19 protein-coding genes are annotated in these 24,754 nt (G+C 55.2%); 7 read left to right on the plus strand and 12 right to left on the minus strand.

Features of this window, described 5'->3' with window-relative positions; all coding sequences use genetic code 11:
* Positions 1 to 92: 92 nt before the first annotated feature.
* The 5 genes from MRY80_RS17625 to MRY80_RS17645 all read right to left on the minus strand — a co-directional run bounded on the left by MRY80_RS17625 (position 93) and on the right by MRY80_RS17645 (position 3,663).
* Positions 93 to 545, minus strand: a complete 453-nt coding sequence (locus MRY80_RS17625) for a hypothetical protein (RefSeq protein WP_293292371.1) — start codon at positions 543 to 545, stop codon at positions 93 to 95.
* A 27-nt stretch (positions 546 to 572) separates the two neighbouring features.
* On the minus strand, positions 573 to 932 hold the full coding sequence (locus tag MRY80_RS17630; RefSeq protein ID WP_293292372.1) for a hypothetical protein: 360 nt from the start codon (positions 930 to 932) through the stop codon (positions 573 to 575).
* Positions 933 to 966: 34 nt separating this feature from the next.
* Positions 967 to 1,269 carry a hypothetical protein gene (locus tag MRY80_RS17635; protein ID WP_293292373.1) on the minus strand — a complete coding sequence of 101 codons (303 nt, stop codon included), beginning with the start codon at positions 1,267 to 1,269 and terminating at the stop codon, positions 967 to 969.
* Positions 1,266 to 2,138: a phage integrase N-terminal domain-containing protein gene (locus tag MRY80_RS17640; protein ID WP_293292374.1), complete on the minus strand. Its 873-nt coding sequence runs from the start codon at positions 2,136 to 2,138 to the stop codon at positions 1,266 to 1,268. Before MRY80_RS17640 ends, MRY80_RS17635 begins: the two co-directional genes overlap by 4 nt.
* Positions 2,139 to 3,012: 874 nt before the next feature.
* Positions 3,013 to 3,663 (minus strand): hypothetical protein, encoded by a 651-nt coding sequence (locus tag MRY80_RS17645; RefSeq protein WP_293292375.1) that lies wholly within the window; start codon positions 3,661 to 3,663, stop codon positions 3,013 to 3,015.
* A 238-nt stretch (positions 3,664 to 3,901) separates the two neighbouring features.
* On the opposite strand from MRY80_RS17645, the gene MRY80_RS17650 reads away from it, so the two are divergent.
* Positions 3,902 to 4,528: a site-specific integrase gene (locus MRY80_RS17650; RefSeq protein ID WP_293292376.1), complete on the plus strand. Its 627-nt coding sequence runs from the start codon at positions 3,902 to 3,904 to the stop codon at positions 4,526 to 4,528.
* A 130-nt stretch (positions 4,529 to 4,658) separates the two neighbouring features.
* Here MRY80_RS17650 and MRY80_RS17655 read toward each other — a convergent pair whose 3' ends face one another.
* A complete protein-coding gene (locus MRY80_RS17655) occupies positions 4,659 to 8,528 on the minus strand; it encodes a hypothetical protein (RefSeq protein WP_293292377.1) in 3,870 nt (1,289 codons plus the stop codon).
* Between the two features lie 386 nt (positions 8,529 to 8,914).
* Here MRY80_RS17655 and MRY80_RS17660 point away from each other — a divergent pair, with 386 nt between their 5' ends.
* The 3 genes from MRY80_RS17660 (at position 8,915) to MRY80_RS17670 (ending at position 14,855) form a co-directional block, all read left to right on the plus strand.
* A complete protein-coding gene (locus MRY80_RS17660; RefSeq protein WP_293292378.1) occupies positions 8,915 to 10,579 on the plus strand; it encodes a ParB/RepB/Spo0J family partition protein in 1,665 nt (554 codons plus the stop codon).
* Positions 10,580 to 10,776: 197 nt separating this feature from the next.
* Positions 10,777 to 12,975, plus strand: a complete 2,199-nt coding sequence (locus MRY80_RS17665; protein ID WP_293292379.1) for an ATP-dependent endonuclease — start codon at positions 10,777 to 10,779, stop codon at positions 12,973 to 12,975.
* Positions 12,972 to 14,855, plus strand: a complete 1,884-nt coding sequence (locus MRY80_RS17670) for a UvrD-helicase domain-containing protein (protein WP_293292380.1) — start codon at positions 12,972 to 12,974, stop codon at positions 14,853 to 14,855. Before MRY80_RS17665 ends, MRY80_RS17670 begins: the two co-directional genes overlap by 4 nt.
* A 168-nt stretch (positions 14,856 to 15,023) precedes the next feature.
* On the opposite strand, the gene MRY80_RS17675 is transcribed toward MRY80_RS17670, so the two are convergent.
* Together MRY80_RS17675 and MRY80_RS17680 are read right to left on the minus strand one after the other, a co-directional pair.
* Positions 15,024 to 15,416, minus strand: coding sequence for a hypothetical protein (locus tag MRY80_RS17675; protein WP_293292381.1), 393 nt, complete (start codon positions 15,414 to 15,416; stop codon positions 15,024 to 15,026).
* Positions 15,417 to 15,522: 106 nt separating this feature from the next.
* Positions 15,523 to 16,890, minus strand: a complete 1,368-nt coding sequence (locus MRY80_RS17680; protein ID WP_293292382.1) for an integrase family protein — start codon at positions 16,888 to 16,890, stop codon at positions 15,523 to 15,525.
* A 777-nt stretch (positions 16,891 to 17,667) separates the two neighbouring features.
* On the opposite strand from MRY80_RS17680, the gene MRY80_RS17685 reads away from it, so the two are divergent.
* The 3 genes from MRY80_RS17685 to MRY80_RS17695 all read left to right on the plus strand — a co-directional run bounded on the left by MRY80_RS17685 (position 17,668) and on the right by MRY80_RS17695 (position 20,921).
* Positions 17,668 to 17,880, plus strand: coding sequence for a hypothetical protein (locus tag MRY80_RS17685; protein ID WP_293292383.1), 213 nt, complete (start codon positions 17,668 to 17,670; stop codon positions 17,878 to 17,880).
* Positions 17,881 to 19,199: 1,319 nt separating this feature from the next.
* Positions 19,200 to 20,342, plus strand: coding sequence for a helix-turn-helix transcriptional regulator (locus tag MRY80_RS17690; RefSeq protein WP_293292384.1), 1,143 nt, complete (start codon positions 19,200 to 19,202; stop codon positions 20,340 to 20,342).
* Positions 20,343 to 20,768: 426 nt separating this feature from the next.
* The gene (locus MRY80_RS17695; protein WP_293292385.1) at positions 20,769 to 20,921 is read left to right on the plus strand and encodes a hypothetical protein; all 153 of its coding nucleotides are present in this window, start codon (positions 20,769 to 20,771) and stop codon (positions 20,919 to 20,921) included.
* A 39-nt stretch (positions 20,922 to 20,960) separates the two neighbouring features.
* Here MRY80_RS17695 and MRY80_RS17700 read toward each other — a convergent pair whose 3' ends face one another.
* From MRY80_RS17700 to MRY80_RS17715, 4 genes are all read right to left on the minus strand, one after another.
* On the minus strand, positions 20,961 to 21,935 hold the full coding sequence (locus MRY80_RS17700) for a class I SAM-dependent methyltransferase (protein ID WP_293292386.1): 975 nt from the start codon (positions 21,933 to 21,935) through the stop codon (positions 20,961 to 20,963).
* 83 nt (positions 21,936 to 22,018) lie between these two features.
* Positions 22,019 to 22,822 carry an SDR family NAD(P)-dependent oxidoreductase gene (locus MRY80_RS17705; RefSeq protein ID WP_293292387.1) on the minus strand — a complete coding sequence of 268 codons (804 nt, stop codon included), beginning with the start codon at positions 22,820 to 22,822 and terminating at the stop codon, positions 22,019 to 22,021.
* Between the two features lie 2 nt (positions 22,823 to 22,824).
* Positions 22,825 to 23,487 carry a hypothetical protein gene (locus MRY80_RS17710; protein ID WP_293292389.1) on the minus strand — a complete coding sequence of 221 codons (663 nt, stop codon included), beginning with the start codon at positions 23,485 to 23,487 and terminating at the stop codon, positions 22,825 to 22,827.
* On the minus strand, positions 23,484 to 24,062 hold the full coding sequence (locus tag MRY80_RS17715; RefSeq protein ID WP_293292391.1) for an isoprenylcysteine carboxylmethyltransferase family protein: 579 nt from the start codon (positions 24,060 to 24,062) through the stop codon (positions 23,484 to 23,486). The genes MRY80_RS17710 and MRY80_RS17715 overlap by 4 nt, the downstream gene beginning before the upstream one ends.
* Between the last annotated feature and the right edge of the window lie 692 nt (positions 24,063 to 24,754).

The raw sequence follows: 24,754 nt of genomic DNA on the forward strand, positions 1-24,754 counted from the left end.
ACGCGTCTTCACCAGTTGCTCAACCCGCGCCCTACGGCGTAACAGAAACGGACGAGGCTCTAATCGCCGCTGGATGAAAGTTCAGTGGCAGGTCAATATCGACCGATCTTACTCCGGCACGATTCATTTGCAATAAATTCAGATTTCTGACCCGATTCATTCTCTTCTAGACTTCTAGCTCTGTATTTTTTTCTATTAATGCGTTCATCTGAACGCTCGCTTTTAAATTGATCCGACCCGCTTATTGCAGAGTTCAAGACTAAAGCGAAAAATATTGCAGCGAGAAACTGGAACACCCAACTTGGAACCTTTTCCAGCAAATCACTTTTCGAATGTAAGTTCCCTCCAAAAAAGCCGGTGCTGAGCGCGGCGAACAGTAATAATATGACCCCGATAAGTTTGTTAACGTTGTCTGCCCCCTCTACAAAGGATTCCAACCGTCTGAATTTTCGCAAAATTTTCGGAATTGTTTTCCAATCCAAGCGTGCAGTTCGTAACACTGCAGCTATGAGAACGATCAGAACAAGGAAATAGAGAGCGTTCATAATACGAAAGAGGCCCGAAGGCCTCCGTCAATTGAGAGTTTTGCGCGTCAGCCAACCAAGCCACATCAGCATGACATTGTTGATCACTATCAGCAACAAAACTGGAGTGCCAGCAGATTCAGTTTGCGACAAATGCGTGATCAATGCCCAAATCAACAAGAGGTAGAGCACCGTTTGAACTGCGTTCAGAACAAGTCGCATTTTGAGCTCAGCCGTGTTTTCAGTATTGCCTTCAGCACACATGCGTATCTCCGCCCCTGTGATCCCCGAGGCGCAGGAGGGCGAAAGCCCTTGCGCCCCGGCAGCGCCGGAGGACAAACGTTGATGATGTTTCGGAATTTCTTCCTTTAGCTTATATTCAGGGGCACGAATATTTTCTGACATCATTCTTACGCCCGTAAAGCGCGAACGATCGGTGTTTTCACCAGAACACCACCAATTCCAGATATTCGGTGTTGGTGGACGGTCGGAGCGGATCCGGTTCGTGATAGGCCGGACGCCAGACGACGCGGAAGTCCTCCTGTTCCAGCCATTTCTCCAGCTTGCGTGCGGCGTCAGTTTCGGTCAAGTCGAACGGATTAACCTGGATAATCCGATAGCTGCGAAAGCCCGCTTTGGCGCGTTCCAGGAGCGCGGTGGAGACGGTTTCAATGTCGAAGAGTTCTTCCGCGTAGGATTGGCGGGCTTTGGCGGTGACCGCATAAGTGGATTCGGCGCGCGTCATGAAAGAGCCCTCCCCAGATAGGTATCAGTCACTTCTAGGCGTCCGTGGCCGAGTTCACCGGAGATCTGGCGGCGAGCCGCCCGATCGGCCTGGCGCTCCTGGGCTGTCATCTCCTGCCAGCGCTTGCCGCCGTTCAAGGGGCATTGCATGCCTGTCAACGCCTCATAGCGATGCTGGGCATAGGCGTGACGAAACCCATGGGTGTTGCGCATCCCGGCATTCAAGGTCTGGTATTCATAGCGCTTCAGTTGTTCGGCATAGGTCAGGTTAGCCGGAATCAGCGAACCGCCCTTGGCCACGCGGGAAACCCGCTGAAGCACCCTGCGCTGCATGTCGGTCGTGATGGGGATAGTGCGAGGGCGGCCGCCCTTCGTCCAACTGGCCTTGAGCGCAATGTGATCATTGCGCAGGGCAACGTCCGGCCTGAATTTCATGGCTTCCTCACGCCGGAGCCCAAAGCTGGCCTGGAGCAGAATCGCCGCCCGGATATGGGCGCAGGGTATCTTGCGGTACTTCTCCAGCTTGAAGGTCTTCGCCCGGTTAATGTCGGCGCCGGTGCGCGCGGCAACACCATAGTCGGCATTGTCGCGGGAAATGACCGATCGTTTGTCGACCTTTTCCGCCCACCACCTGAGCCAGGTCAGGCGGTTGCGGATCGTTGCGTCATCCAGATCGCTCCCCTGCCATTTCTCAATCAGGGCGGCGACATGTTTCGGTTTGATCGAGCGGGTGCTCGGGAGTTTGTAGCCGAGGCTGTCAAGCTCCCCGGCGATCGCGGTCAGGCCGCGTTGGCGGTTTTTCTGGGTGCCATAAGAACCGTCGCGGTTGCGACGGCACAATTGGACCAGGTCCATGGTCAGATTGTCCATCTTGCTCTCTTTCCTGTTTCAAGGTTGGTGAGTGTTGATGGCCGTTGCCTGTCCGTAGATCAGGACAACCCGCGGAGATGGCCCGCGGCACTGGCCGAGGACTTGAACTGAACTCCTTTCATTGCGGTAAGAGCCTCCCTGAACCGGCCGGGTGACCGGTCATATTGGCTTGCCCGAATGGGCATCCGGTGTGGGAACCTGTGGGTTCGGGACACCGGGGGTGCCGCTTGCTGGCGGCGCGCGTGATTTCCGAGCAATCATGTTGCTCTCCTTTCGTGAGGTGAAACGGGATGGGAGATTGATCAGGCTTGGTGCGTGATCCGAGATGAATTTTCGCGAACAGTTTGACCTGGCGCCAGTAAAAAACGGCGGAAATGATTGTGGCGCAGGTGGGTGTCACCTCCACAGTCACGCGGTGGTCACGTGTTATCCCTTCCGGGGAAACGCTCTGAGCGGTGTCAAACAGCAGAGCCGTCACTCCCCAATAGATAGGGGAGTGACGGCTCTGCCGGCGCCCCGGGTTGTCGGACGTCCGACAACAGATCACCCGGCACCTCGTGTTGGTCGCGGCGGCTACACTAAGCGCCCATGACAGCATCTGGCGATGACGCGGGAGAGGATGACCTGCCACCGACAACCCGCTAGTCGTTTGCCGCCGCTACGCGGTCTCCCGAGCAAAGACTGGCAGAACGCCCGCTCATGGCAGGTCGTGTCCCGCTCAACATCACCAGATTGTGTGGGAGGGCGCTTCACGGCACCCTGGCCGCCCGTTACTCGGTGGCGGGTCCGGGGCGCGAATGCGGTGCCGCTGGCAAGTCCACTATGCAAAGAAACAGCCGCTCCGTTGCCGGAGCGGCTGCTGGATTGCCTGCTGTCAGAATGCAATCCGCAGGTAACCGGTGGCCATGCCGTAGTCGAACTCCGTATCTGGCGTGTCGCCGGTGGAGCGGCCGTACTCACCACGCACGCCGATTTCGGCTCGCTCGTTCCAGAAGTTCAGGCCGAGATCTGCACCCCCGAAGTAGGCATTCGTGCGGGTGGTGTCGGATGCGGGAACGCCCGAATAGCTCGTATCGCCCTCAATCCGGCGATAGCCTGCAAACGGCGCGAAGGTCAGCGCGCCCATATGGGCGCGTGCCTGCACATAGCCGCCAACCGTCCAGATCGAGGTATCGGAGGTGCCGCCAGGACCAGCGAAGATGGTCTCCTGCACGCCGCCCAGACTGGTGAAGCCGGTGACGCCGCCGCACAGGTCGAGCCAGCCAGCAGAGCCCGTGCCATCCGTACACAGACCAAGATTGCCGGAGATACCCCAATAGGTATTCGCGATGGCGTCGGAGAGCGTGCCGTCATCCAGATAAAGCAGGAACGCAGACGGGCCAGCCAATGCATCCAGATAGAATGCCCGGTCAATCCGCTCATTGAGTTCCGCCTCCGGCGGGCTGTCGTACACATCTGCGGCATGCGCAGTGGCTGACATGAGCAAAGCCGCCGCAGCGGCCAATATCGGTGTGATCGATTTCATGTTTTCTTCCTAGGAAAGGTTGAAGAACACGAAACACTATTGCCAATTTTGTTTATCCATCTGGCTTATCTGTGTTTTAATGACTTGAATAGGCTTTCCGGCTCCGCTATGCCGGATGCGCACCTGCCGCTAAAGCGCTGAATCGGCAGGTGTTTTTCACCGCACGAAACACAATTGGCAATTCTGTTGCAGCTCAGCCACATCTGACGCTGCGGCAGCGGAGTGCGAGGTGCGGTCAATGAATAAGAAAAAGGGTACACCCATCAGCCGAACAGGAATGCCATACATCCAGCTGTATGATGAACGGAGCCAACGGCTCTATATCAATGAAGACGAGCGGCTGCGGTTCCTCCATGCCGCGGAAAAAGCGCCGGGTGTGGATTGCACCCTGGCCATGACCTTACTCTATACCGGTTGCCGGATTTCCGAGGCGTTGGCATTAACGGTGGATTCCGTTCAGCTGAAGCCGGGGCTGGTCACGATCCGCACATTGAAGAAGCGCGGCCCCCGCGTGCATATTCGGCAGGTGCCCATTCCGCCCGGGCTGGCGTACCTTTTGCAGTGCCACCATCCGTTTCACGCAATCAACGCTCAGGGTCGGGCCAATCAGGTGCTGCTGTGGCCAATCAGCCGGTCTACCGCGTGGCGGCGCATCTCTAACTTGATGGACGCGGCGGGCATTGTGGGTGTTCAGGCCACGCCGAAGGGATTGCGGCATGGTTTCGGGGTGCACTGCGTCCTGCGCGGTGTGCAGCTCAACATGTTGCAGAAATGGATGGGACACGCCTCAATCGGTGTGACAGCCGGTTACGCCAACGCCAGCGGACCGGAGGAGTTTGCAGTCTGTGCGCGGACTTGGGATTGAAGCGTGATCAAGGCCACGTGTTTGCGAACACAGAGGGAACAATGGAGAGCGTTAATTAAAGAATCAGCCCCAGATTTAATTAGCGGCAGGCGCTAATTAAATTTGCAGGGCTAAAACACCAATGCCTTTTTTAGATCAGGTAGAAATGCCCTCTAAGCCAGTCTTCAAGATAGGAACTTGCCTGAGGGGTGGAGTACAGCCGGATCCGCAATAATTCGGTCCCCTGCGCGATCTTATGGTGAGACGACAACATCCGATAGAGGCGCTCCAATACTCGCCCGGAGTATTTCATCTTTTCAATTCGCTCTATCTCAAGTCGCCAGGCGAGACGGAGAAACGCTAAGGCGACCCGAAAATGCGATCCGAAATCAGCGGTTTCATTTCCAAGAAAAGTCAATGCGGCATCGAACAACACCGACTTTTCGGGAATGCCCCCCTCCGCTATCGCCGCCAGAACATCGGGCGACAAGGATATGTGGCCGTGGCGTATTTGAGCGAGTTTGGCCGAATCCATTGCATAGTCGGTTAGCGACAGCACACCCGTTTCGTGGCCGTACATCAAAATAGCTTGTAGCCACGCTGACCGCGCGTTTTCCGGATCGAGAACCCGGAAGAGTTGGCGCGAACCGAGGTCTTCACTCACGAACAAGAGGCCATGACGTTTGGCAACGGTGAACGGGCCGAGGGCCGATTCATCTAGTTCCTCAAAAACAGCCGCAATCTCGCTGTCATCCATAGTCGGCAAGACAAACGGTTCGGCGGTAAAATGCTGCTGGATGTAGGCAAGATTGCCCTCAATTCGAGCCACACGCGCATTGAGCTCGTCGGCCGAGGTCTGGACACGGAGATAACGTCCGTCCTGGTAACTCAGACTGAGTTGCTCGCCATGCCCAGCTTCATTCCGCACGATTTCGAGCAGGTGAACCAGCTCATCAATTGTGGTCTGACATATGATTAAAGAGCCCAGAATTTGGCGAAGCTGATCGGCAATTCCCAGTTCAGCGACAGTCCAAGCCGTATAGGTATCGAATATGGCGCCAGTCGCGGAGTTTTCTCTGAGAGTCTGTAGAGCTTGCTCACGTTCTTCGATATTGCCCAGACACGTGCGGATACCTTGCCCCTCGGCAATCAAATGCCCAGCATACTCGATACAAGAACCACCCCCGAATTCCGAGGCCATCGAGAGCGGGAGGTGGCCTTTATAGTACTCATTGTCGATGCGTTCGATATGCTCCGATCTGGTGCGAACAGAGTCCAATAGCGGCTGCATGTCGTTGTTTTCTATCTGGACGGGTCTTATCGCATTCTGAGGGCCGAAATCGCGACCGAGATTTCCCAAGAAGGCGTCATTCAGCGCGAGATACTTGTGCCGAACGGATCGAACCGTCCATGTTTCCTTGTTTCCGGCAGAATCCTGGACCTCGACGGACGAACCCAGCTCGGCGCCCAGCAATTGGCCATAATAGTGGTGATCTGGAGGGTAATGATTGGGGATGGATGAATTCGGGTCGGCTTCAAGAATGAATTCCTGGATTGCCTTGTCAGGGCCTTCGATTTTGACCTGAAAATCGATCTTTACGTCTTCTGCCGAAAGCACGTCGTCCGGCACGCTGTGATCATGGATCAGCATGGCGCTCAAGCTCAGCATAACATCGAAATTTTTCGCGTTGACCTGGGCAATCCGGTAGGCCGTCTCCAAAGCGGCCTTGTCCTGAAGACGCTGGGCACGCATGCGGGCCAGCGTGATCAGCGAGGTCGGCTTGCCAGTCAGCTTGCCCAGGTCGATTCCCGCCAACAGTTCGATCGCGCCATCGTCTTGGCCGTTGCGGCGCAGCGCGCCGATTTGCATCAGGATCGTGTCAGCATTCGTAGGATCATGTGCCAAGCTCTGTTTCGCGATTTCAATCGCGCGCGGTAAGTCGCGAATGTTGTACGCAATTGCCGCCAACAAATCGGAGTACGCCGGATCATCGCCGAGAGCGTCACAGGCGGAGGTATAAAACGCGAGCTCCGTTTCATCCAATTTGATGTAGGTATAAGCTTGTAGCAGGAGCCGTAGCTCGCTACTCGGCGTGTCTGGCGCTGTTATATCTTTCAGCGCAGCTATTATCGTTTGGTGATCGCCACGAGAGGCCGCCTCTCTCGCCAGCATGATGCGAGATGCGGAGTGCATCCCCTCGATGTGGTCGATTAGAGCCTGGTAGATTTCCTCCAAGTGTTCGAAATGGCCCACAACGCGCGCCAAGTTCAGGGCGCTGTGGAGGAGCTCCATGTTATCGGGGTTAGCCCCCACGAGATCACCCATCTTCTCAGAAGCCGCATCAGCGCCTCCCGTGTGCGCTTCCGCAAGAAGACACATGCCTTCCAAAGCAACTTGCTCCGAATTCTCAAATGCGGAGAGGTCCGCGGAAGCGAGAAGCGTCAACACATCCGCCCAGCGATCTTTGTTCAGAAACACCTGAACAAGGCCGAAAATCCGATCGCGCTCACTCCCTATCGCCGGGGCAAATTTTTCAGCGCTCTCCACATCATCTTCAGTGAGCGCGATGTAGAATGCAGCCGACTGCAGCGCCGGATGTTCGGGTAAGGCTGCGAGCGCTTGATCCAAAACCTTCTTTGCGTCGGTCAGATTGCCGAGGAGACGCAGCCCCACCACGAGATTGTGCGCCATCGTGGCACGGCCACCGTCCCAGCTGTTCTCGGATGCAATGTCATGGTCGAGTTGCCGATTAAGCACCTCAACCGCTCCTTCGAGCGCTGCTCTTTGATCTGCCGAGCAATGCTCTGTTGTCTGTATTTCGTGGGCAATTTGATCAACTGTGGCTTCCGCTGAAAAACGCCGCAGAGCCTGATTGTCAGAGAACTTCGCGCTGCCATCATGCGCATAGCGCCACCACCGTTTGCTGTCGGCTGTGCGGATGAAATACATGCACTTGGCGGCTGCGATGTTGTCGTTATCGGGAATCTCATCCGCAGACTCGACAAGGTCTTCCTCGGAAACCTCCTTGTTCGCAGCTGCAAGCCAATACATTACGGCCAGACGTTCATTCGCGATATGTTTGGGGAAAGACTGGTTGGCGATCTTCCACGCCTCGTCGAAGTCATTTTTCAGCAGAAAGGCATGAATCTGCGATGCGATGCCATCAGGTGTCTCGGACTGGCTGGCATAGGCTTCAAGATGATGCTTGATCGCATTATCGAGGTCGTCGAGGAGCATGTGGCAAGCAGCCAGATTCGCATGCAATCGAAATCTGAGACGGCCATCCAGCTTCCCGTCGTTGCGCTCAGCAAGTTGCTCCAGGAGCATCAGCGCCGTGCGGGGCCTGCCATCGTTGATGAGATCGCGCAGACCATCGATCTGACCGTCGATTTCAGTCTTGAGCGATTGGGAGTCCGCAGTTGGAGCCGAAAGATTAGCAAAGCCCTCTTGAATAGCCGTCAGTATCGCCAGATTATGCTGACCAGCGTCATTCGAGATTGTATCGAGTTTTGCTTGGATCTGATCTTGCCCGTCCAGAACGGAAAGCAACTTGTTATCGGGATCAAAGGCACGGATCGCCCGGTCATGCTCTATAATTCGGGCAGATAGGGTCTCCCACCCCCAATAGTGCGCTTCTATCTCCCTTCCGGCTTTTTGTTGCGCCAGCGCGAGCTTACTGGCGTAGGCCTGAAGCGAAGCATCATTCTTTGCGGTCGAAACTAAAATAAAGACATCAATCGCGGGATCGAGCCCGAGCGCACTTGTGAAGTCTGTTTCGAACTCCGGTTCAGATACTTTCTTCCCGAATTCCTTCTGCTTGCACTGAATGCCGATCCGTCGCTCGCCTGTCGGCGTTTTTTCGCGGGCAATGACATCGATGCCGTCCTGTTTCTGCCCTTTGGTTCCCCACTCTTGCGCATTCGGATCCTGATAGATTTCCCCGAACAGGATTGCGGTGCATTGCTGGAACACCTTTTCGTCGGTCGGTGGTTGAATGCGAGCGGCGTCAGTCTGGGTCATATGAGTTTCAAAGTCACTTTATTGCTAATCGTCAGCCTAACGGATTACGGATCAAAATAAATAAAAAGTTCCCATTATGTTCTAATTTGTTCGATGATCCCAGAGTATTGCGCGTTCCACGCGCTTGGTTCCCCTTTTGGACAGCTTACACCAAAGCCGGCGACGCCAGGGCTGTGGGTCAAGCGTCTTTCGCCGCAAGCGGTCTCCCGAAAAGACGCCTGACCCATCGCCGGTCTTTGGTCGATCGTCCCCGTAACGACGCGCCGACAGGCGGCGCGGCATCGTTTTGTTGGATTGGGGGACGCTCGGCGCTGGCCAGGGGAACATGCGCGGTTTGGTTTTTCTAACGGGCTGCGCGGATGTGAACCCAATCAGGAGACCGAACAATGGAAATCACCTATCTTGACCTCAATACCCTCAAACCCTGTCCGCTGAACGTCCGCAAGCATGGCGACACCAGCGGGACTGACCTCATGCCAAGCATTCGGCGCAAAGGCGTGCAGCAGCCGCTGTTGGTGCGGCCGAACTGCGAAGGCTACGAAGTCGTGGCCGGACAACGACGGCTCAATGCCTGCAAGGCGTTAGCCGAGGCCGGAGAGGCCATTGATGCCCTGCCCTGCATCATCATGGCGGACGACGATGACGCAGCGGCGTTGGAGGCCTCCATCATCGAGAATATCGAGCGTCTGCCAATGGATGAAATCGACCAATATGAAGCCTTTGCCGCCTTGCTGGAGAACGGACGGACGGTGGCGGATATCGCCGCCGTGTTCGGGGTATCGGAGCGGTTGGTCAACCAGCGGCTCGCCATCGCCAATCTCTACTCCCCCATCCTCAACGCCTATCGCCGCGAGGAGGTCAATGCAGGCGACATCCGTCTGCTGACCATGGCGAGCAAGCGCCAGCAGAAAGCATGGTGGAAGCTCTGGAAGGACGAGCACCAGTACCCGCCGACCGGACGCCACCTCAAACAATGGTTGTTTGGCGGGGCGGCTATTCCCACAGCGAACGCCCTGTTCGATCTGGCGGAATATGCAGGGGGCGTGACCGCTGACCTGTTCGGCGAGGAAAGCTTCTTTGCCGACGTCGACCAGTTCTGGCGGCTGCAAAGCAAGGCCATTGCCGAGAAGCGAGAGGCTTATCGCGCCGACGGTTGGAGCGAGGTACAGATTTGCGAGATCGGCGCCTATTGGGCGAACTGGCAATATGTGGGCACCGCCAAGGAGGACGGTGGCCGGGTCTACATCACCTGCACGGACGATGGCGAAGTCACCTGCCATGAAGGGTTCCTATCCGCCGAGGAAGCTCGCAAGCGTGCGCGTGCCGCAGAAGAGCCCGCCGATACGCCGAAACCCGTCCGGTCGGAACTCACCCAAGCCCTGCAAAACTATCTCACTCTGCATCGCCACAATGCGGTGCGACTGGAATTGTTGAGCCAGCCCGCCATTGCCTTGCGGTTGGCGGTTGCGCACATGATCGCCGGATCGACGCTGTGGCGGGTGCAGCCAGAACCGCAGCGGGCGAAAAGCAATGCCATCGAGCAGAGCGTTGCCGACAGCCCGACGCAGAAGTCCTTCATGGCCGAGGCCGATGAGGTGCGTGCCCTGCTTGGGATGGAAGACGGGGACACGGTGGTTAAGCAGGGCTGTTGGGATGGTCGCGTTTTATCGGAGGTGTTCGAGCGGCTGTGTGCCATGGAAGATGACGCGGTGATGCGGATCGTGACCTACGTCATGGCGGAAACGCTGGCGGCGGAGGAAGCCGTTATCAACAAGCTGGGCGAAACGCTCAACGTTGACATGCGCCAGCATTGGCAGCCAGACGATACCTTCTTTGATCTCTTGCGGCATAAGCCTGCCCTCAACGCCATGGTGGCGGAACTGGCAGGCGATGACGTGGCCAAGGCGAATCTGGCTGCAACTGGCAAGGTGCAGAAAGGTATCCTACGGGACTGCCTGAATGGTAACCGTAAGGCTAAGGTGACGGATTGGTTGCCGGGGTATCTGGCGTTTCCGCAACGGCTCCATTTGGAGGGTGAAACGGCGGTCTGATAACGCGCCAATGATCGGATGTTTGGGTCGCCTACGGCGACCCAATTTTGCCTTTATATTGAAGAAGCCAGCATTCATCTCACCTGAATGACTTCTCAAAAATGCTGCGCCTCGGAGGACGAAAGGCGACTTAATTCTGGATTGTTCCATCAACTCAAAGTATTTTGTCTATAGGAATGATTCATAGGCAAAACGAAATGCACTTAAGTAACATTAAGATAAATAATTATCGCCGCTTGGCAGATGCCAGAATTGATCTGGATCGCGAAATCTCAATTTTTGTTGGCGCGAATAACAGTGGCAAGACATCTGTCGCGCATGCCATGCACTTCTTTGTCGGCGGTGCCCGTGATCGTGTCAGTTTTCATGATTTCAGCGCATGCCGTTGGAGCGACATCGACGCATTTCAGGAGGGACAAGAAGGCGCCGCCCTTCCCGTACTATCGATCGACCTATGGTTTAGTGTCGAGCATACAGACCTTCACCGTGTCATTGATCTTCTTCCCGACCTTAACTGGCAAGGAACGAAAGTCGGCGTTCGTATCGCTTTTGCCCCGCGCAACGAAGAAGAAACGTTGGCGCGCTTCCAGGAACGGCACGCGCAGGCACAGGAGGCAGTTGCCAACCTGGAGACGCCAGAAGGTGAAGCGCCCTATGTTGCCTCGCCGCAAACGCTGCGCGAGTTCCTAGAAGGCGAACTTCAGAGAGAGTATGAATTCAAATACTTTGTCCTCGACGAAGCCCAATTCAATGATGATCTGGTGCCAAACGAAGTTTACGAACCCCAAGAGCTGTTAAGGGATCAAGGTCGGACGGGTAAGGACATCGTCAACTCGTTAATCAAGGTCGATTTCTTGCACGCTCAACGCCATCTTTCAGACACTGAGGGAGGCAGCCGTTCCGAGGAACTTTCACGACATCTTAGCCGCTATTATCAAAGAAATCTGGAGCGGCATGGAGACGATCACAACGCGATCAGGGCACTCGCGGAATCCGAGATATTACTTAACCAGCACCTTGAACAGGTGTTTGCCGATACTCTCCAGCGTCTTGCCCAGTTGGGATATCCGGGACTGACCAACCCGCGCTTGATGATCAAATCGGCACTTAATCCGGCGGCAGTCATGAATAGCCAGGACGGTGCCCATGTTCACTACGCTCTGAACGATGAGGGGCTGACGCTCCCCGACAAATACAATGGCCTCGGCTTCAAAAACCTTATCTACATGGTCGTTGAACTGCTCGATCTTCATGCGCAATGGCTTGCAACGGAGGAGAAGCGGCCGCCCCTGCATTTGGTCTTTGTCGAAGAGCCAGAGGCCCATTTGCATGCCCAGCTCCAGCAAGTGTTCATCAACAAAGTTCTGGAGATTCTGGCAGCAGAAGATGACGCGCCTGATGGTTTCCATACGCAACTGGCACTGACGACGCACTCCCCGCATATTCTGTACGAGCGTGGCTTCCAGCCCATCCGGTACTTCCGGCGCGAAGGGACAGGCGTCGAACAAGCGTCCAAAGTCCTGAACCTGTCGGAATTCTATCGCACGACAGGTAATCCTAGCCGTGATTTTCTGGAGCGATATTTAAAGCTAACGCACTGTGATCTCTTCTTTGCGGACGCAGCCGTGCTGGTCGAAGGCAACGTCGAACGGCTTGTCATGCCACAGATGATCGCGAAAGCAGCACCCGGCCTGCAATCCAGTTATCTTAGCGTACTCGAAATCGGCGGTGCGTACGCTCACCTATTCCGTACCCTCATTGAATTCCTAGGAATAACAACACTTATCGTCACCGATCTGGACAGCGTGATCGGGCCAGCCGATCAAGAAGAGGACGATAACGCCAACCCAGATGCGAACGACGACGAGGATGGTGGCGCGGCGGGCAGCACCTGCACGCCGGAAACACCAGATGCGGTGACCTCTAACCAGATGCTTGCGCAGTGGCTGCCCGGCAGAATCAGGATCGACGAGCTCTTAGAGGTCGACCCTGCTGGTAAAACCGTCGCCGCCGACGCTTTTGGCTTGGGGGCAGTTCGTGTCACCTATCCTTGTACGGTTGAGTTAACACGTAACGACGAGCAAACGCAGCGCGCCGGTCGCACACTCGAAGTCGCCTTCGCTTTCGATAACCTCGACTGGACGCAGGAAACCGCCAACGCTGACCTCAAACTGCGGGTGCGCGCACCGCAGGATATTGAACATCTGGCGCAGCGTATTCACGATAAGGTCTGTGGTTCGAACTACAAGAAGACGGATTTCGCGCTCGCACTGCTCGCGAAAGACCCGGCGTCCTGGAACGTCCCTCAATACATCGCCGAAGGCTTGCAGTGGCTCGAAGCCACGCTGGGTTTAGCAGCGGAAGAGGTCGACCAGCAAGAAGGTGACGCTGCATGACAAGCCGCATCGGTCAACCCAATACAGAAACCGACACAGCACTTCACCAGCGGCTCGCCGGCAACGGCAACCGGCATTTTGTGATGGTTGCGGGAGCCGGTTCAGGAAAAACAACATCGCTGGTCAAGGCTCTTGCGCAGATCGAACGCACCCAAGGGCCTACCCTGCGCCGAAACGGGCAACAGGTTGCTTGCATCACTTACACCGAAGTGGCGGTCGAAGAAATTAGGGGGGATGTTGGGAATGACGACCTATTCCACGTCTCCACGATTCACAGCTTTCTCTGGACGGTTATCAAGCCGTTTCAAAATAATCTCCGGGCCTGGGTGAACAACCGCTTGCAGGAAAAGATCGCCGAAGAACAGGAAAAGATTGATAAACCGCGAACGAAAGAAGCCACGAAGATCCGCGCGGCGGAAAACATCGAGCGCTATAAGCGTCAGCTCACCGAAATTGGCGCGGTGAAGGGCTTCCGTTATGGTACCGGCAGCGACTACTCGAATGGTGTCCTCGGTCACAGCGATATTCTGAAAATCGGCCCCGATTTCATCACCGAACATGCACTGATGCGATCGGTTCTGCCGCGGCGCTTTCCAGTGATCTTCGTCGATGAAAGCCAGGACACTGATCCGACCTTTGTGGATGCATTACGCCAAGTGGCCCGCGCTGTCCCGCAGGACTTTTGCCTCGGGTTCTTCGGCGATCCGGTGCAGAAAATCTACATGCAAGGTGCCGGTCCGATTCCTCCGGAAGTGGAATGGGAAACGCTAGAGAAGCCCGAGAACTTCAGATGTCCGCAGGCCGTGCTGCGCGTTATCAATCGGATCAGGGCGGAAGACGATGGGCTCGAGCAAACGCGGGGACGCCGCATTGCAATAGACGGCGAAGACGTTCCCGTCGAAGGTTCTGCCAGGGTATTAATCCTACCTGCAGATGAACGGCGACAAGAACGCCTGGTGGATGCACGTCGCTGGCTGGCTGAACAGGATAGTGACGAAGGATGGCTGGAAGATGAAGACGAAGAAGCGCTGCGGCTCTTAGTGCTGGTTCACCGGATGGCGGCCGCCCGTTTGGGTTTTCCGAACCTCTATAGTGCGCTCAATGACAAATCGCCCGAGGATCTCAGTACCGGCCTCATTGACGGGACCGCATGGGTGGTACGCCCCTTCCTGTCGTACGTCTTGCCAGTGGTGCTTGCGCGTCACGAAGGGCGGGAATTCGAGATCATGCGCTTGCTTCGCAAACATTGCCCTCGTTTGCAGCCGGATGCGTTGGCCGCTGAAGACACCGCGGGACTTTTAAACGACCTGCAACAACAGATCGGTGAGCTGGTAGCTATGCTGGGCGATCACGGCGGCGCGAGCGTCGGCGATGTTGTGCGCTTCATGAGAGATAACAATTTGATTGCTTTCGATGATCGCTACACCGCACTGATTGATCTCTATGCTGAAACCACTGAACCGATTATCGAGCCAACAACGGAAGACGCCGCCCTTCGCTTCATGCAATGTGACGCATTGGAGCTATGGGGATATCGGACGTACATTGAGAAGCTGTCGCCTTTTGCCACGCAGCAAGGCATCAAGGGAGCGGAGTTCGATAAGGTCATCGTCGTCGTTGACGATCAGGAGGGCCGAACGAATACGTTCTCATACGGCAAGTATTTTGGTTTAACGGAACTGTCAGATACGGATCGCGCGAACCTTGCCGCCGGAAAGGACTCCGTTATCGATCGAACACGGCGCTTGTTTTATGTTTGTTGCTCACGCGCACTTTCTGACCTTGTTATCGTGATATTCGCCGACGACACGATACGGATGCGCGATGCATTGCTTGAGAAGGCGTTCTTTGAGCCCGAATGCGTGCATGTCTTCGACTAGACCTCTTTTCTAGTTGTTCAGTGAAATCCACACAATAAGGACATTGATGCGGCACTTCACCCTCTGGGTGACGTCCTGCTTGGACCGAACTCCGTTGAAGCCTGACTATTCGTGTGTATGATCAACTCAGGCTTACGCCCCAGCCTACCGGCTAGCCCCTCATCAGATCTACCTTCCATAGTAAACACCCCACGCAAGCCCAATATCGGCAAAGGTCCATTCCTTACGACGGCCATGTGTTGGGCTGCGACGCGTGGAGCAGTCTTTCAGCCCGGTTTCCCGTTGGAACTTCATGAACCAAGCCACCGATTTGGGCTTGCCACGAGGTGTTGGCTGCACTTCGCGGATGATGCCGCTGTGCGCCCAGAGGGATCGAGGATCGGCAACGGTCGCGGGATCGGCAAGATAGCCGCGCAACCGTTCAAGTGTGGCCTGTTCCGGAGATTGCTGCAGTTCAGAGCGGAGCCGTTTCACAGCAAGTTCAGCTGCGCGCTGACCTGCGGATTCAAGCATTTCTGATAGCTGGTCGTGCGTGAGCACCACGGCGGGAATACCTTCCATGTGGCATGCTTTCATTGATTGTTGGAGAACGAGAAAGGTCGCGAAGAAACCGAACGGCGGGACGCCCTATCTCGATTGACTCACGTCACAGAGCGGTGGTCAAGAATTATACCTCTAACAGGGCGCCGAGCCGTTCCGTAACTGGACGCAAGGGATCGACCAAGCCGAGGTCATAAATCATAGTCGTTTCAAGGTTACCCCTGTGATCGACGTAGTGGGAGACGGCTTCGCGTGAGACGCCCTGCCCCGTCAACATTAGTGAAATCGCGATCCGCTTAAGATCATACAATTGGAAGTGATCGGGGACCTCAGGAAGTGCCCGAAAGCGTTTCAAAGCCCGATGAAAGTTGTTTCGCGGTCGAGCTGGGTCAGTATGGCATGGAAAGAGATGTTGCGCTTCAGGCCAACGATGGTGCTGCGCGGCAACCAGTTCTGCAACTCGCGGATGGATTGGCACAGAACGGTACGCAAACTCGGCCACTCTGCGCGAGAGCTTCAGGCCCTTTGTATTATGTTTGTGCCAGATTAGTCGATCCAGATCGAAATGGGAAAATTCAGCGTTTCGGACATCGCTCGGGCGCGCCATGGTCAACAACAGAATCCCCATGAATGCGCAAAGTTCGACCAATTGCTCGTTTGCCTGGGTGACCGCTCCGCAATTCAGGGCAGCGTCCCGTTTGGCTGTTCCCGTCAGGTCGCAAAGCAGAGGCGGAACAAGCAACGGCGGGTTGAAGATCGCCTTTATGAGATTCCGGATTTGAGCATCTGTGTATTCGCGCCGCTGTCGTTGGGTACGGCGTAGCTCGATCGGATCGCACGGATTGCGCATATCGATCAGCTGCATTTTCAGGCCCCAATTATACATCGCCTTGATATGCCGAAGTGCTGCGTTGGCCTGGTAATCGCTGGCAATTCCGTTCACGAAATTGGCGATCTGACTGGGCGTTATCTTCTCAGCGCTGTCAGTGGCATGCTTCAGGCCGAAGGGAACTTGCGTCCGGCGTTTCGGCCCGCCCCTTCCCGGCTTAAGCCCTATTTCGAGCCAGGGGGCAACGAGCGATCGGAAACTCCGCTGGTTACTCTGGCTAAGTCGAGACAGTCGGCCGGCAAAATACTCATCGACAAGCTCGCGAACCGTAAGTGTATGTACCCTGCGGTAGTCGGTGCGCTCCTTCTCCGGATTGACACCAGCGTTGATCTGAAGCTCGCGTTCCTGCGCCATCAACCGCGCCGACGCGACCGAAAGCAACGTAGCGCTTCCGAGCACATGGCGACACCGTCTGCCGTTGAACTGGTAGGAATGGATGAATGCCTTGTGACCGTTTCCGGTCACCCGCAGACCCAATCCCGCAATAGCGCCGTGACGAACTTTCCCATCTTCGCCGATGGGGCAATCCCAGATGATTTCTTGCTGCTTGCCCGATGGACAGCTGACCGATCTAACCAATGATTCTGTAAGAAATACCTGAGCCATTATCGTGGAGTCCGTGTAACGCTCATGTAACAGAAATATACAATATTTTGCATATTTCCTACAAATAGAATTTGTAGAAATTTGTCAAAAAATGATGATTTTCAAATGTTTACCGATATGCGTTATTTATGGCTGTGATGTTTATGTCACGCTTTTAACCAGCGTGTCACAGGTTCAAGTCCTGTACGGCCCACCAAGATTTTCAATGGCTTACGCAAATACGATATTACTAGAGCCAACACATGTAACCGCGGTGTAACAATCTCACTGGATTGCTCTAAAGATGCAAATATCATGAAAGCGATAGCTTGAAAGCAAATCGCGTTCCGCAGATGCCAGCGATGGACATTTGCCGTTTGGTCGACTATTCACAATTTTCGATTATCTACTAGCAACTCCATCCCCCGACCCAACTTTTCCCGCCCTTGACGACGCGGTAATTTGTTTGATCTTTTGCACAAAGACTAAAGGCGAAGGATGGGATTGGAGAGCAACCTGTCCGCCGAGATGCCGGCCGAGCATGTTGAGAAATTTGCGGATGACCCAACAGGCGAGGCTCGGATCCTTACCGATTTGAAAACGATCAGAGCACGAGTTGAGCAGTGATTATCTAGCCATTTTCTTTTTGCGACAATCTAGCTGTGAAGGAGGCAGACCATGCTCGTCATTCCGCACGGTTTTGAAAACAGCGATCTGACGACCAAGATCATCGTCGCCGTCGTCTGCGCTGCATCATTGTTGGTTTACCTCACCATTTTGTTGAGGCGTAAGAGGTAGATGCTGAACACCAAGAGCGAGAAACTCGCTGGAATGCCAGATCACTCGCTTTGCCAACTCACTCGGCGCAAGCTGATGCGGCAGAAACGCTCAGCGTTTGCGCAAGTGAAGCCGGAGCTGGTAAGGACCGCCATCAACTCGGCTAAAGCAGGACATGGCATGAGTTCCGCTCGCTGGATTAAACAGGCAGGGCTGTTCATCGCAAAGCCTTAGATGTCATCACCTTTGCTTCTATCGCCCCTGTCTGCGAAGCTTCAGCACCTCACAGAACTCCCGAACCATATCCGGTGAGACATCGTTCGGATAACAGAGCGGAGAATAGCCACCGGGGCGCGACCAGGCGCTTCGTTCACCACAACGGCGCCCTCCTCGTCCGCGTTGTAAAGGTAAGGGCAACTGCCGGAATAGCGGGCGATGCTTTCGCGGATCATCTGGTTCTTCAGCGTTGGGATCGGAACAGTGCAGGTGAACCTCTGCTCTGTTACCGGCGCTTGAAGCTTGGCTACAGGCGCCGGAGCTGGCCGTTGGGCGGAGAGATAGTCACCATGCACCCAGCCGTGACGCTGTTCGGTTCCCGCAGTCACCTGATGCCAGGCTCCCGAGCGTCCAAACGATGCCAACGGCGTACCGGAGTCGAGCACGGCCAAGACATCGGCTTGGATGTTCGGCTCACTGCGAAGGCGTAGTCGCGCTGTCGAGAACAGCTGCGTATTCTTCGCGCTGAGAGGCTCCGATGTCGACCTACCGATTGCCTCCTGCCGCGCACGAGAACTGGGAGCAGGTCATTCCCAACTTGCCCAAGCCACGTCGCGACGACGCCAATGGCGATTACCCATAGCAAGCCCTTACCCGTGCGCGACGCGCATGCCCCCTCCCAAAAGAAACGCAAAGTAATGCGCGTGATCAGCTCCTCAGTTTAGCGCATCGGTGCAATCCTAGCATGTCGTTCTTCGCGTTGTGCAACCGTCCTTTGATTCAGGTCAGTTAACGCTGTTGATGACAGCGAAGTGAAGATGGATTCGCGTGCACGTATATACCCCTATACATTCTTATGATTAGAGACAGCACGCCACACTCCAAGGCGGAAGACATCGCCTTTCCAATCTGGGTGAAAATCTTGGTCCCACCTAGCGGGTTCAGCACCATGCTCGATGAAATACTTGAGTGGCTGAAGGCATCGTGCCTTCTATCGGACTATGCCTGCCATCGGCTGGGCGGTGATGATCATCGGCATCACGCTCATCTTGGCTAGGGGAATTGGCGTTACGTTCGCTCCTCACCTCTAAGCTCCAACAGAAAACCGAATCCATCTTTGGCGCCAATTCTGCGCAAAGGCAGACACAATTAAGGGCGCACACAAATGCCGTCTCTATGAGCTATTCTCGTCAATGCGTCAGGGCGAGCTAAGTACTCACTGCCTGCATAGCATCCTGAACCGCGTTGACAGCGCGTGCAAACACCTCAAGATATCAACCTTCAAGAATTGACTTCCCCGGCGACACGATTAAGGTTTCTATTCTGGGAAGTTGTTTATGGACATAGGTCTTCGTGAATTCGATGAGCTAACGACGCTGATCTACGGCGCTGCGCTCGACGACAGCAAGTGGGATGTCTTTCTTCACCGGCTCGCGCACCTCTTCGGCGGTGTGAGAACGCACATGTATGGTTTCGATTTCGACTCCAATTCCGACTTCGGAATGAAGTGCGCATTGTTTGATCCAGAGTTCATACAATCATACCAAGACTATTTCTTCGACAAGAACGCGTGGACGGACAGCCTATTCAAAGGAACAATAGGAGCACCACGCCAAGCAGAGTCGATGTGTTCACTCGAGAGGCTCTATCAGACGGAATGGTACAACGACTGGATTCTGCCACAGGAGGACATTCTTGGTGGCGGAGGCGTGATGCTGTTCAAAGAGGAAACACGCTTGTTCCTGTTGGGGGGCAATATTCGGCGTCGCGACATCGATCTAATCGAGAAGCCTTGGATGGAAATCGTCTCTTTGCTCACGCCACATTTGCAGCAGGCATTCGAGATCGCGCGAACGGTGTCCGATCAGGTGCTGGAGAGGCAGGCGCTTTCCGCGACGCCGGATCCATGTGCAGCGGCTGTATTCGCAATCAGCGAAGACCGTCGAATGCTGTATGCCAATCGCGCAGTCGAGCATCTTCTTGACGACGGGGCCTTCATCCGGCTCGATTTCGGTCGGCGGCAGACGTTTACGCAGTGGTCACATGATCAGACGTTCGAGAGAAAACTTGCCGGCGTGGCGGGTTCGGACCTTCACCTTCCAGAGACCTTCAAATTGCGTGATTGCGCACAGGACACCGAATGGACAGTCCGCATTGCGCGCGTGGTCCCCGAGGCGCTTCCTTACTCCGGATTGTGTATCCCTTATGGAACCGACAAAGCCATATTTCTTGTCACCTTGACTTCGGCGAAATCGATCAGGGACACCGAGCAGCTGGCGCTCGGTAAACACTTCGGACTCACCGATTTCGAGACACGCTCGATACTTAGACTCGTTGAAGGACTTTCGCCGAGAGAGATCGCGCAGGAGCGGGAGGTCAGCGTATACACCGTGCGCAATCAGATAAAATCTGCGATGTCGAAAATGGGAGTACGCCGACAGATTGACATCGGACGGTTGGTCGAGGCTCAGCGCCACTAGGTATTTGGATCAGATATTCGTGCGAGCTTAGTCGCAGTCGGCAATCAGATATGTCCAACATGTCTTGTCATGTTCGATCGCCCAGTGGGGCATTCGATGAAGATAGGCGGATACGCGCATCGCAAAGCGTGTTGACAACAATCGCTTCGATAATCTGATGCTTTTTCGGCAGCAATTCGCTCTACTGAAGGCAGCCAAACTCTGTGGCCTCAATATCCATACGATACACAGATAGCACTGCGCCTTCTACAAGGAAGAGCTCATTGGAAAAAATACTGGGTTTGGACTAACGACTCTGACTGAAAGCTCCATATACATATGAGAAATTGACCGAAACCGTCTCGGCTTGTTCTTCTCGTGCGTCATGCCACCACCCCCTGCATTTTCCAGCCGCTTGGAAAGATGCGAACTTGGGAGAATCTTCGCATGCCATTGGAACTGCGCGCGAGGCCGGCGCCGTTCGGTGGCGTCATGTCGACGATCGGCTCACGAAAAAGCCTCATCGCCGACAAGGATACCAACGCGCCCAAGAACAGAAGCCCGAACACGAGAATGACGGTTGCCACCGCGTGCAAATGACGCTCGTCTGCCTTCCTCGCGGGCTTCCGGCCAACCATGCTACCACGCCACTTCCGAAGACTGCTTCGTGATAATCGTCACGAGTGTCAGGCCAGTTCGGTCCGACGTGAATTTCACGGCCTCCTTGAGAACGCCCGCTCGCCCGACAGTATCAAGCACATCTTTCGGGGTGCGTTCGATTAGTTCCCAGTTGGCCAGGAATTCTATGACGGGCCTGTACGGATTAGGACGCAGAATGTTTGTGAAAACCAACCGTCCTCGATCGGGAAGCTTCTCGTAGCAGTCAGACACGATTCGCTCTACGAAACGGTCGCTCAAGTAATCGAACAGCCCTCCAGCGAGGACCAAACCGAACTCCCCACGGCCAACGTTCTTAACGACCTTCATCGCGTTTCCCTCAACGGTGGTGGCGGCGATCTCCTTTTCGTCGAGCCTGCTTCCTGACAATTCGAGCGCGTCGGCATCAATGTCGTTCAGGACGATCCGAGCACCATGCAAAGGCGCCAACTCAGCCGCTCGCAGCACGTCAAGTGAGCCGCCACAAGCCAGAGAAAGCAAGGCCTCTCCGCGGCGAGCGGCATCAGCGATCAATTCAGACTGTATATCGATCTTATTGCGGTGCTGCTGGGCTGCTGGACAGTTAAGGGCGTAGTACTCCATGCAACCATGCACTGTTCCCAGCGTGAGGTTTGGGGTGCCCTCCATCAATCGCTCGATCGTTTCGAAGTCGCCTTGGTATCCCCGGGGCCACTCCTGCAGCCTCTGAATCCATGATGACCGTGAGGCAATCTTCCGAGCGGGCTCGAGGGCTTGCCGTATGTCGTCCTTTCCTAGTCCCACTGCCTCAGCCTGAAGGCCAAGAGCGCCTAAGCCGTGCATCCATCGCACCGTCTCTTGGAACAATATGAGCGGCTCCACTTCGGATTCCACTCGGGCAAGAGCGACGACCTCATGCGCATGGGCTTGAAGCGCGAGCAATGCGGTTTCGCCGCCAGAGCCTACACTGGCATCCATTCCCGCCCCCTGCTTCCGTTGAATCGATTGATCTTGCAGGCGATCATCACGCAATTGGTGAGCTTGCGCATGATCCAGCTAGACTACCAGTCTAGCCTCCAGCGCACGAGCATGCGGAACGCGGAGGGGGAAAGCCTGCCGATTAGGGCGCGCACGGCCGCATCCCTCCCCACCGCGACCACGGGTTTTGGATTCTCGCGCTCAAGCAGCGCGACCAATCTGGACACAGCCTTGTCTACGTCCATTGCGTGGCGCAGCATGCGGGCCGAAAGTTCCGGCGCGGCCTCGTAGAGCCTGGCATACGGTGAATTCGAGGATACCCTAGCCTCCGCAAGAACCCGATTGTGAAGTCCCGTCCTGACATTCCCGAGCTCCGCATATATTGAACGAGCGCCAAAATGCACAAGCTCCAGATCTAGAACCTCGGAGTAGGCACGAAGCGCTGCTTTCGACGCTCCGTATCCTCCCAAGAGTGGCGCGCAGAGGCGCGAACTCTGCGAGCCTAGCCAAAGAATTCTTCCAGCGCTCTTGCGTATCAGGGGAAGAAGTGCGTGTGCGAGGGAGACCGGAACCACGAAGTTCACGTTATTCAGGTCGTAGATCTGGCGATCGGCATCCTCGAGTGAAGTCAAGGCCGACGCCCCGGCGGCGTTTACGAACCATACCGAGGTCGAACCGGCGCAGGCCCGCGCGATCTCACCGGCAGCCTCTTCGACCGTGGATCGATCCATGAAATCGCAATGGAATATCCGAAAGCCGGGGAGAGATTCGAGTGCGCTCACTCGGCGTCGAGACGTTCCAATGATGATGAAGCCCCGCTCGCGCAGCCTCTGCGCTATCCCGAGCCCCAAGGGAGAAGATATGCCCGTGACGACGGCTGTCCTCATCGCTAGAGGCCAACATATTCAGCGTAGGACGCGATTTCATCTTCCATAACGGCGAGTTCCGGAATTCGATCGAACACACTCTTGGAATCGCGCTTCACGTCCGCCGCCAAGAGCACGGTGAGCATATCCAAGCCTGGATACATTGCCGGCTTGGAAATTGGATACATCTTCAAAAACCGTCTGTAGAAGTCGACATGCTGCACTCGTACTGCTGTGACGACGTATCGAGCGTCAGCGAGGGCTGTGTGCAATCTGATTCCACGCATCAGTTGAATCAGTGCCCTGATTCCCCTTCTCTCGAAGGACGGATCGATAACGAACCTGTTGCTCTCCACGAACGAGTTTCCCGCGATACCCGCCGCTCTTAGTTCTGGCCCGAAGGCATCCATAGCGCCGACCTCGTCGGACTCAAGGACTTTTCGGTTCGCCCGGATAGAGCCCATCGGCCTGCCTTCATGGAGAAGCAAGAACGAAAAACAGTTCTGTTTGGAATCGTAGTCGTCGTAGAAAAGGTCGCCGACCGAATCTGTCATCACGCCGCTTGCGCGGTAAGCACGGTGTCTAAGGCTATATACTTGGTTCCGTGCTGTCGTTGTGTGGGCGGGTATCAGTTGGAACCCGTCCGCGTTCGGAAAGGCAAAGTTCTTACTTTCGCTGATGATCATGATTCAATCCTCCTAAAAGGACTGGGCAGCATGAATGACGTTCTGGCGGCATACTCCTCATATTCGACGCGGCGCTCAGACTGCCTGATCATCTTCTCTTCGTCCGATGCAGCCTTGAGATAGAGCCCGGACAGCATGAACAAGAGGACGTAGGCAACGAGGGAGTCAGCTACCAAACACGTGCCAATCCAGAAGATGATGTAGGAGAGGTAGAATGGATGGCGCACGTATTTGTAAGGTCCGGAGGATACCAGTCCATTCGGAACCCTTCCGGAGCACGCGAGATAGAGTCCTCTGTCACGAGTGGTGATTACCGCCCAACGGAACAGCAGAGCTCCAGCCGACGAAATGGCAACAGCGACAGCGCACCGGATAGGGACGACCGTCTGCAAGAGGGTGCTGTAGAAGGTCGCCCCCATCAGCAGAACCGAGTTGGCATATATCAAACCAGTGCCGACACCTTTGCCAGCCTGCTTGAAGTGCCGATGAGCGGCGATGACAAAGCCCGCAAACACCGCAATCTCAAATGTGAGGAAGATTACCTTTATGGCAATCGTGATGGCATCAGAAGTCATATCGTCATGCCCCACTCTTGATGATGAGCCGTTTGAAACCCAAAGTTCATGAGGAGCTCCTCGAACAACATGCAGCGAATGAAAATCCGAACTGCTGCGAGATCATCGGCGTAGCGAACCTCCAGTTGTCGCCAGGAACGGACATCGTACCGCTTACTCTGGAAATTGAGGGAAGGCCGATGGTGTTCCGCAATTGCGATCTACCGAGATGTATTGTTTACATACAGGATCTTGCCATATTCAATTTAAGGAACTATTTCGCGTATTTTAATCAAACGAAACCTCAATTCTTCTCCTTTTTTGCTATTTCTATAAATCCTACACATAGCTTATGTCGCTCATTAACTCGACGTTCGCAAATTGTATGACGATATATTTCCGTCAATACATGATGCAATTGTAGCTTAACTTGATTTCTAAATGAACCGACTAAGCTTCACATGATCCAGATGGACCATATGATTGAAATAAAGCCTTAGTGCCCGCGACGCCCGGCTGCTGAACCGCAGAATAGGCCTCCAGCGCGACAACTCCGTCGCCTTGCGCGGGGGAAGCGGCGTCCCGATTCAGCTCAATTAGAACAAAGTGCTGTCGTACCAGACCGCTCACGAACGGCGGCACATGCGCAAGGCCGCTACCCTGCCAAAGGCATGCATGAACACTGTCAGAGTGACGTCATAGCCAGGCACGAC

This window comes from Oricola sp., from assembly GCF_022763245.1.
Classification (GTDB): Bacteria; Pseudomonadota; Alphaproteobacteria; order Rhizobiales; family Rhizobiaceae; genus Oricola.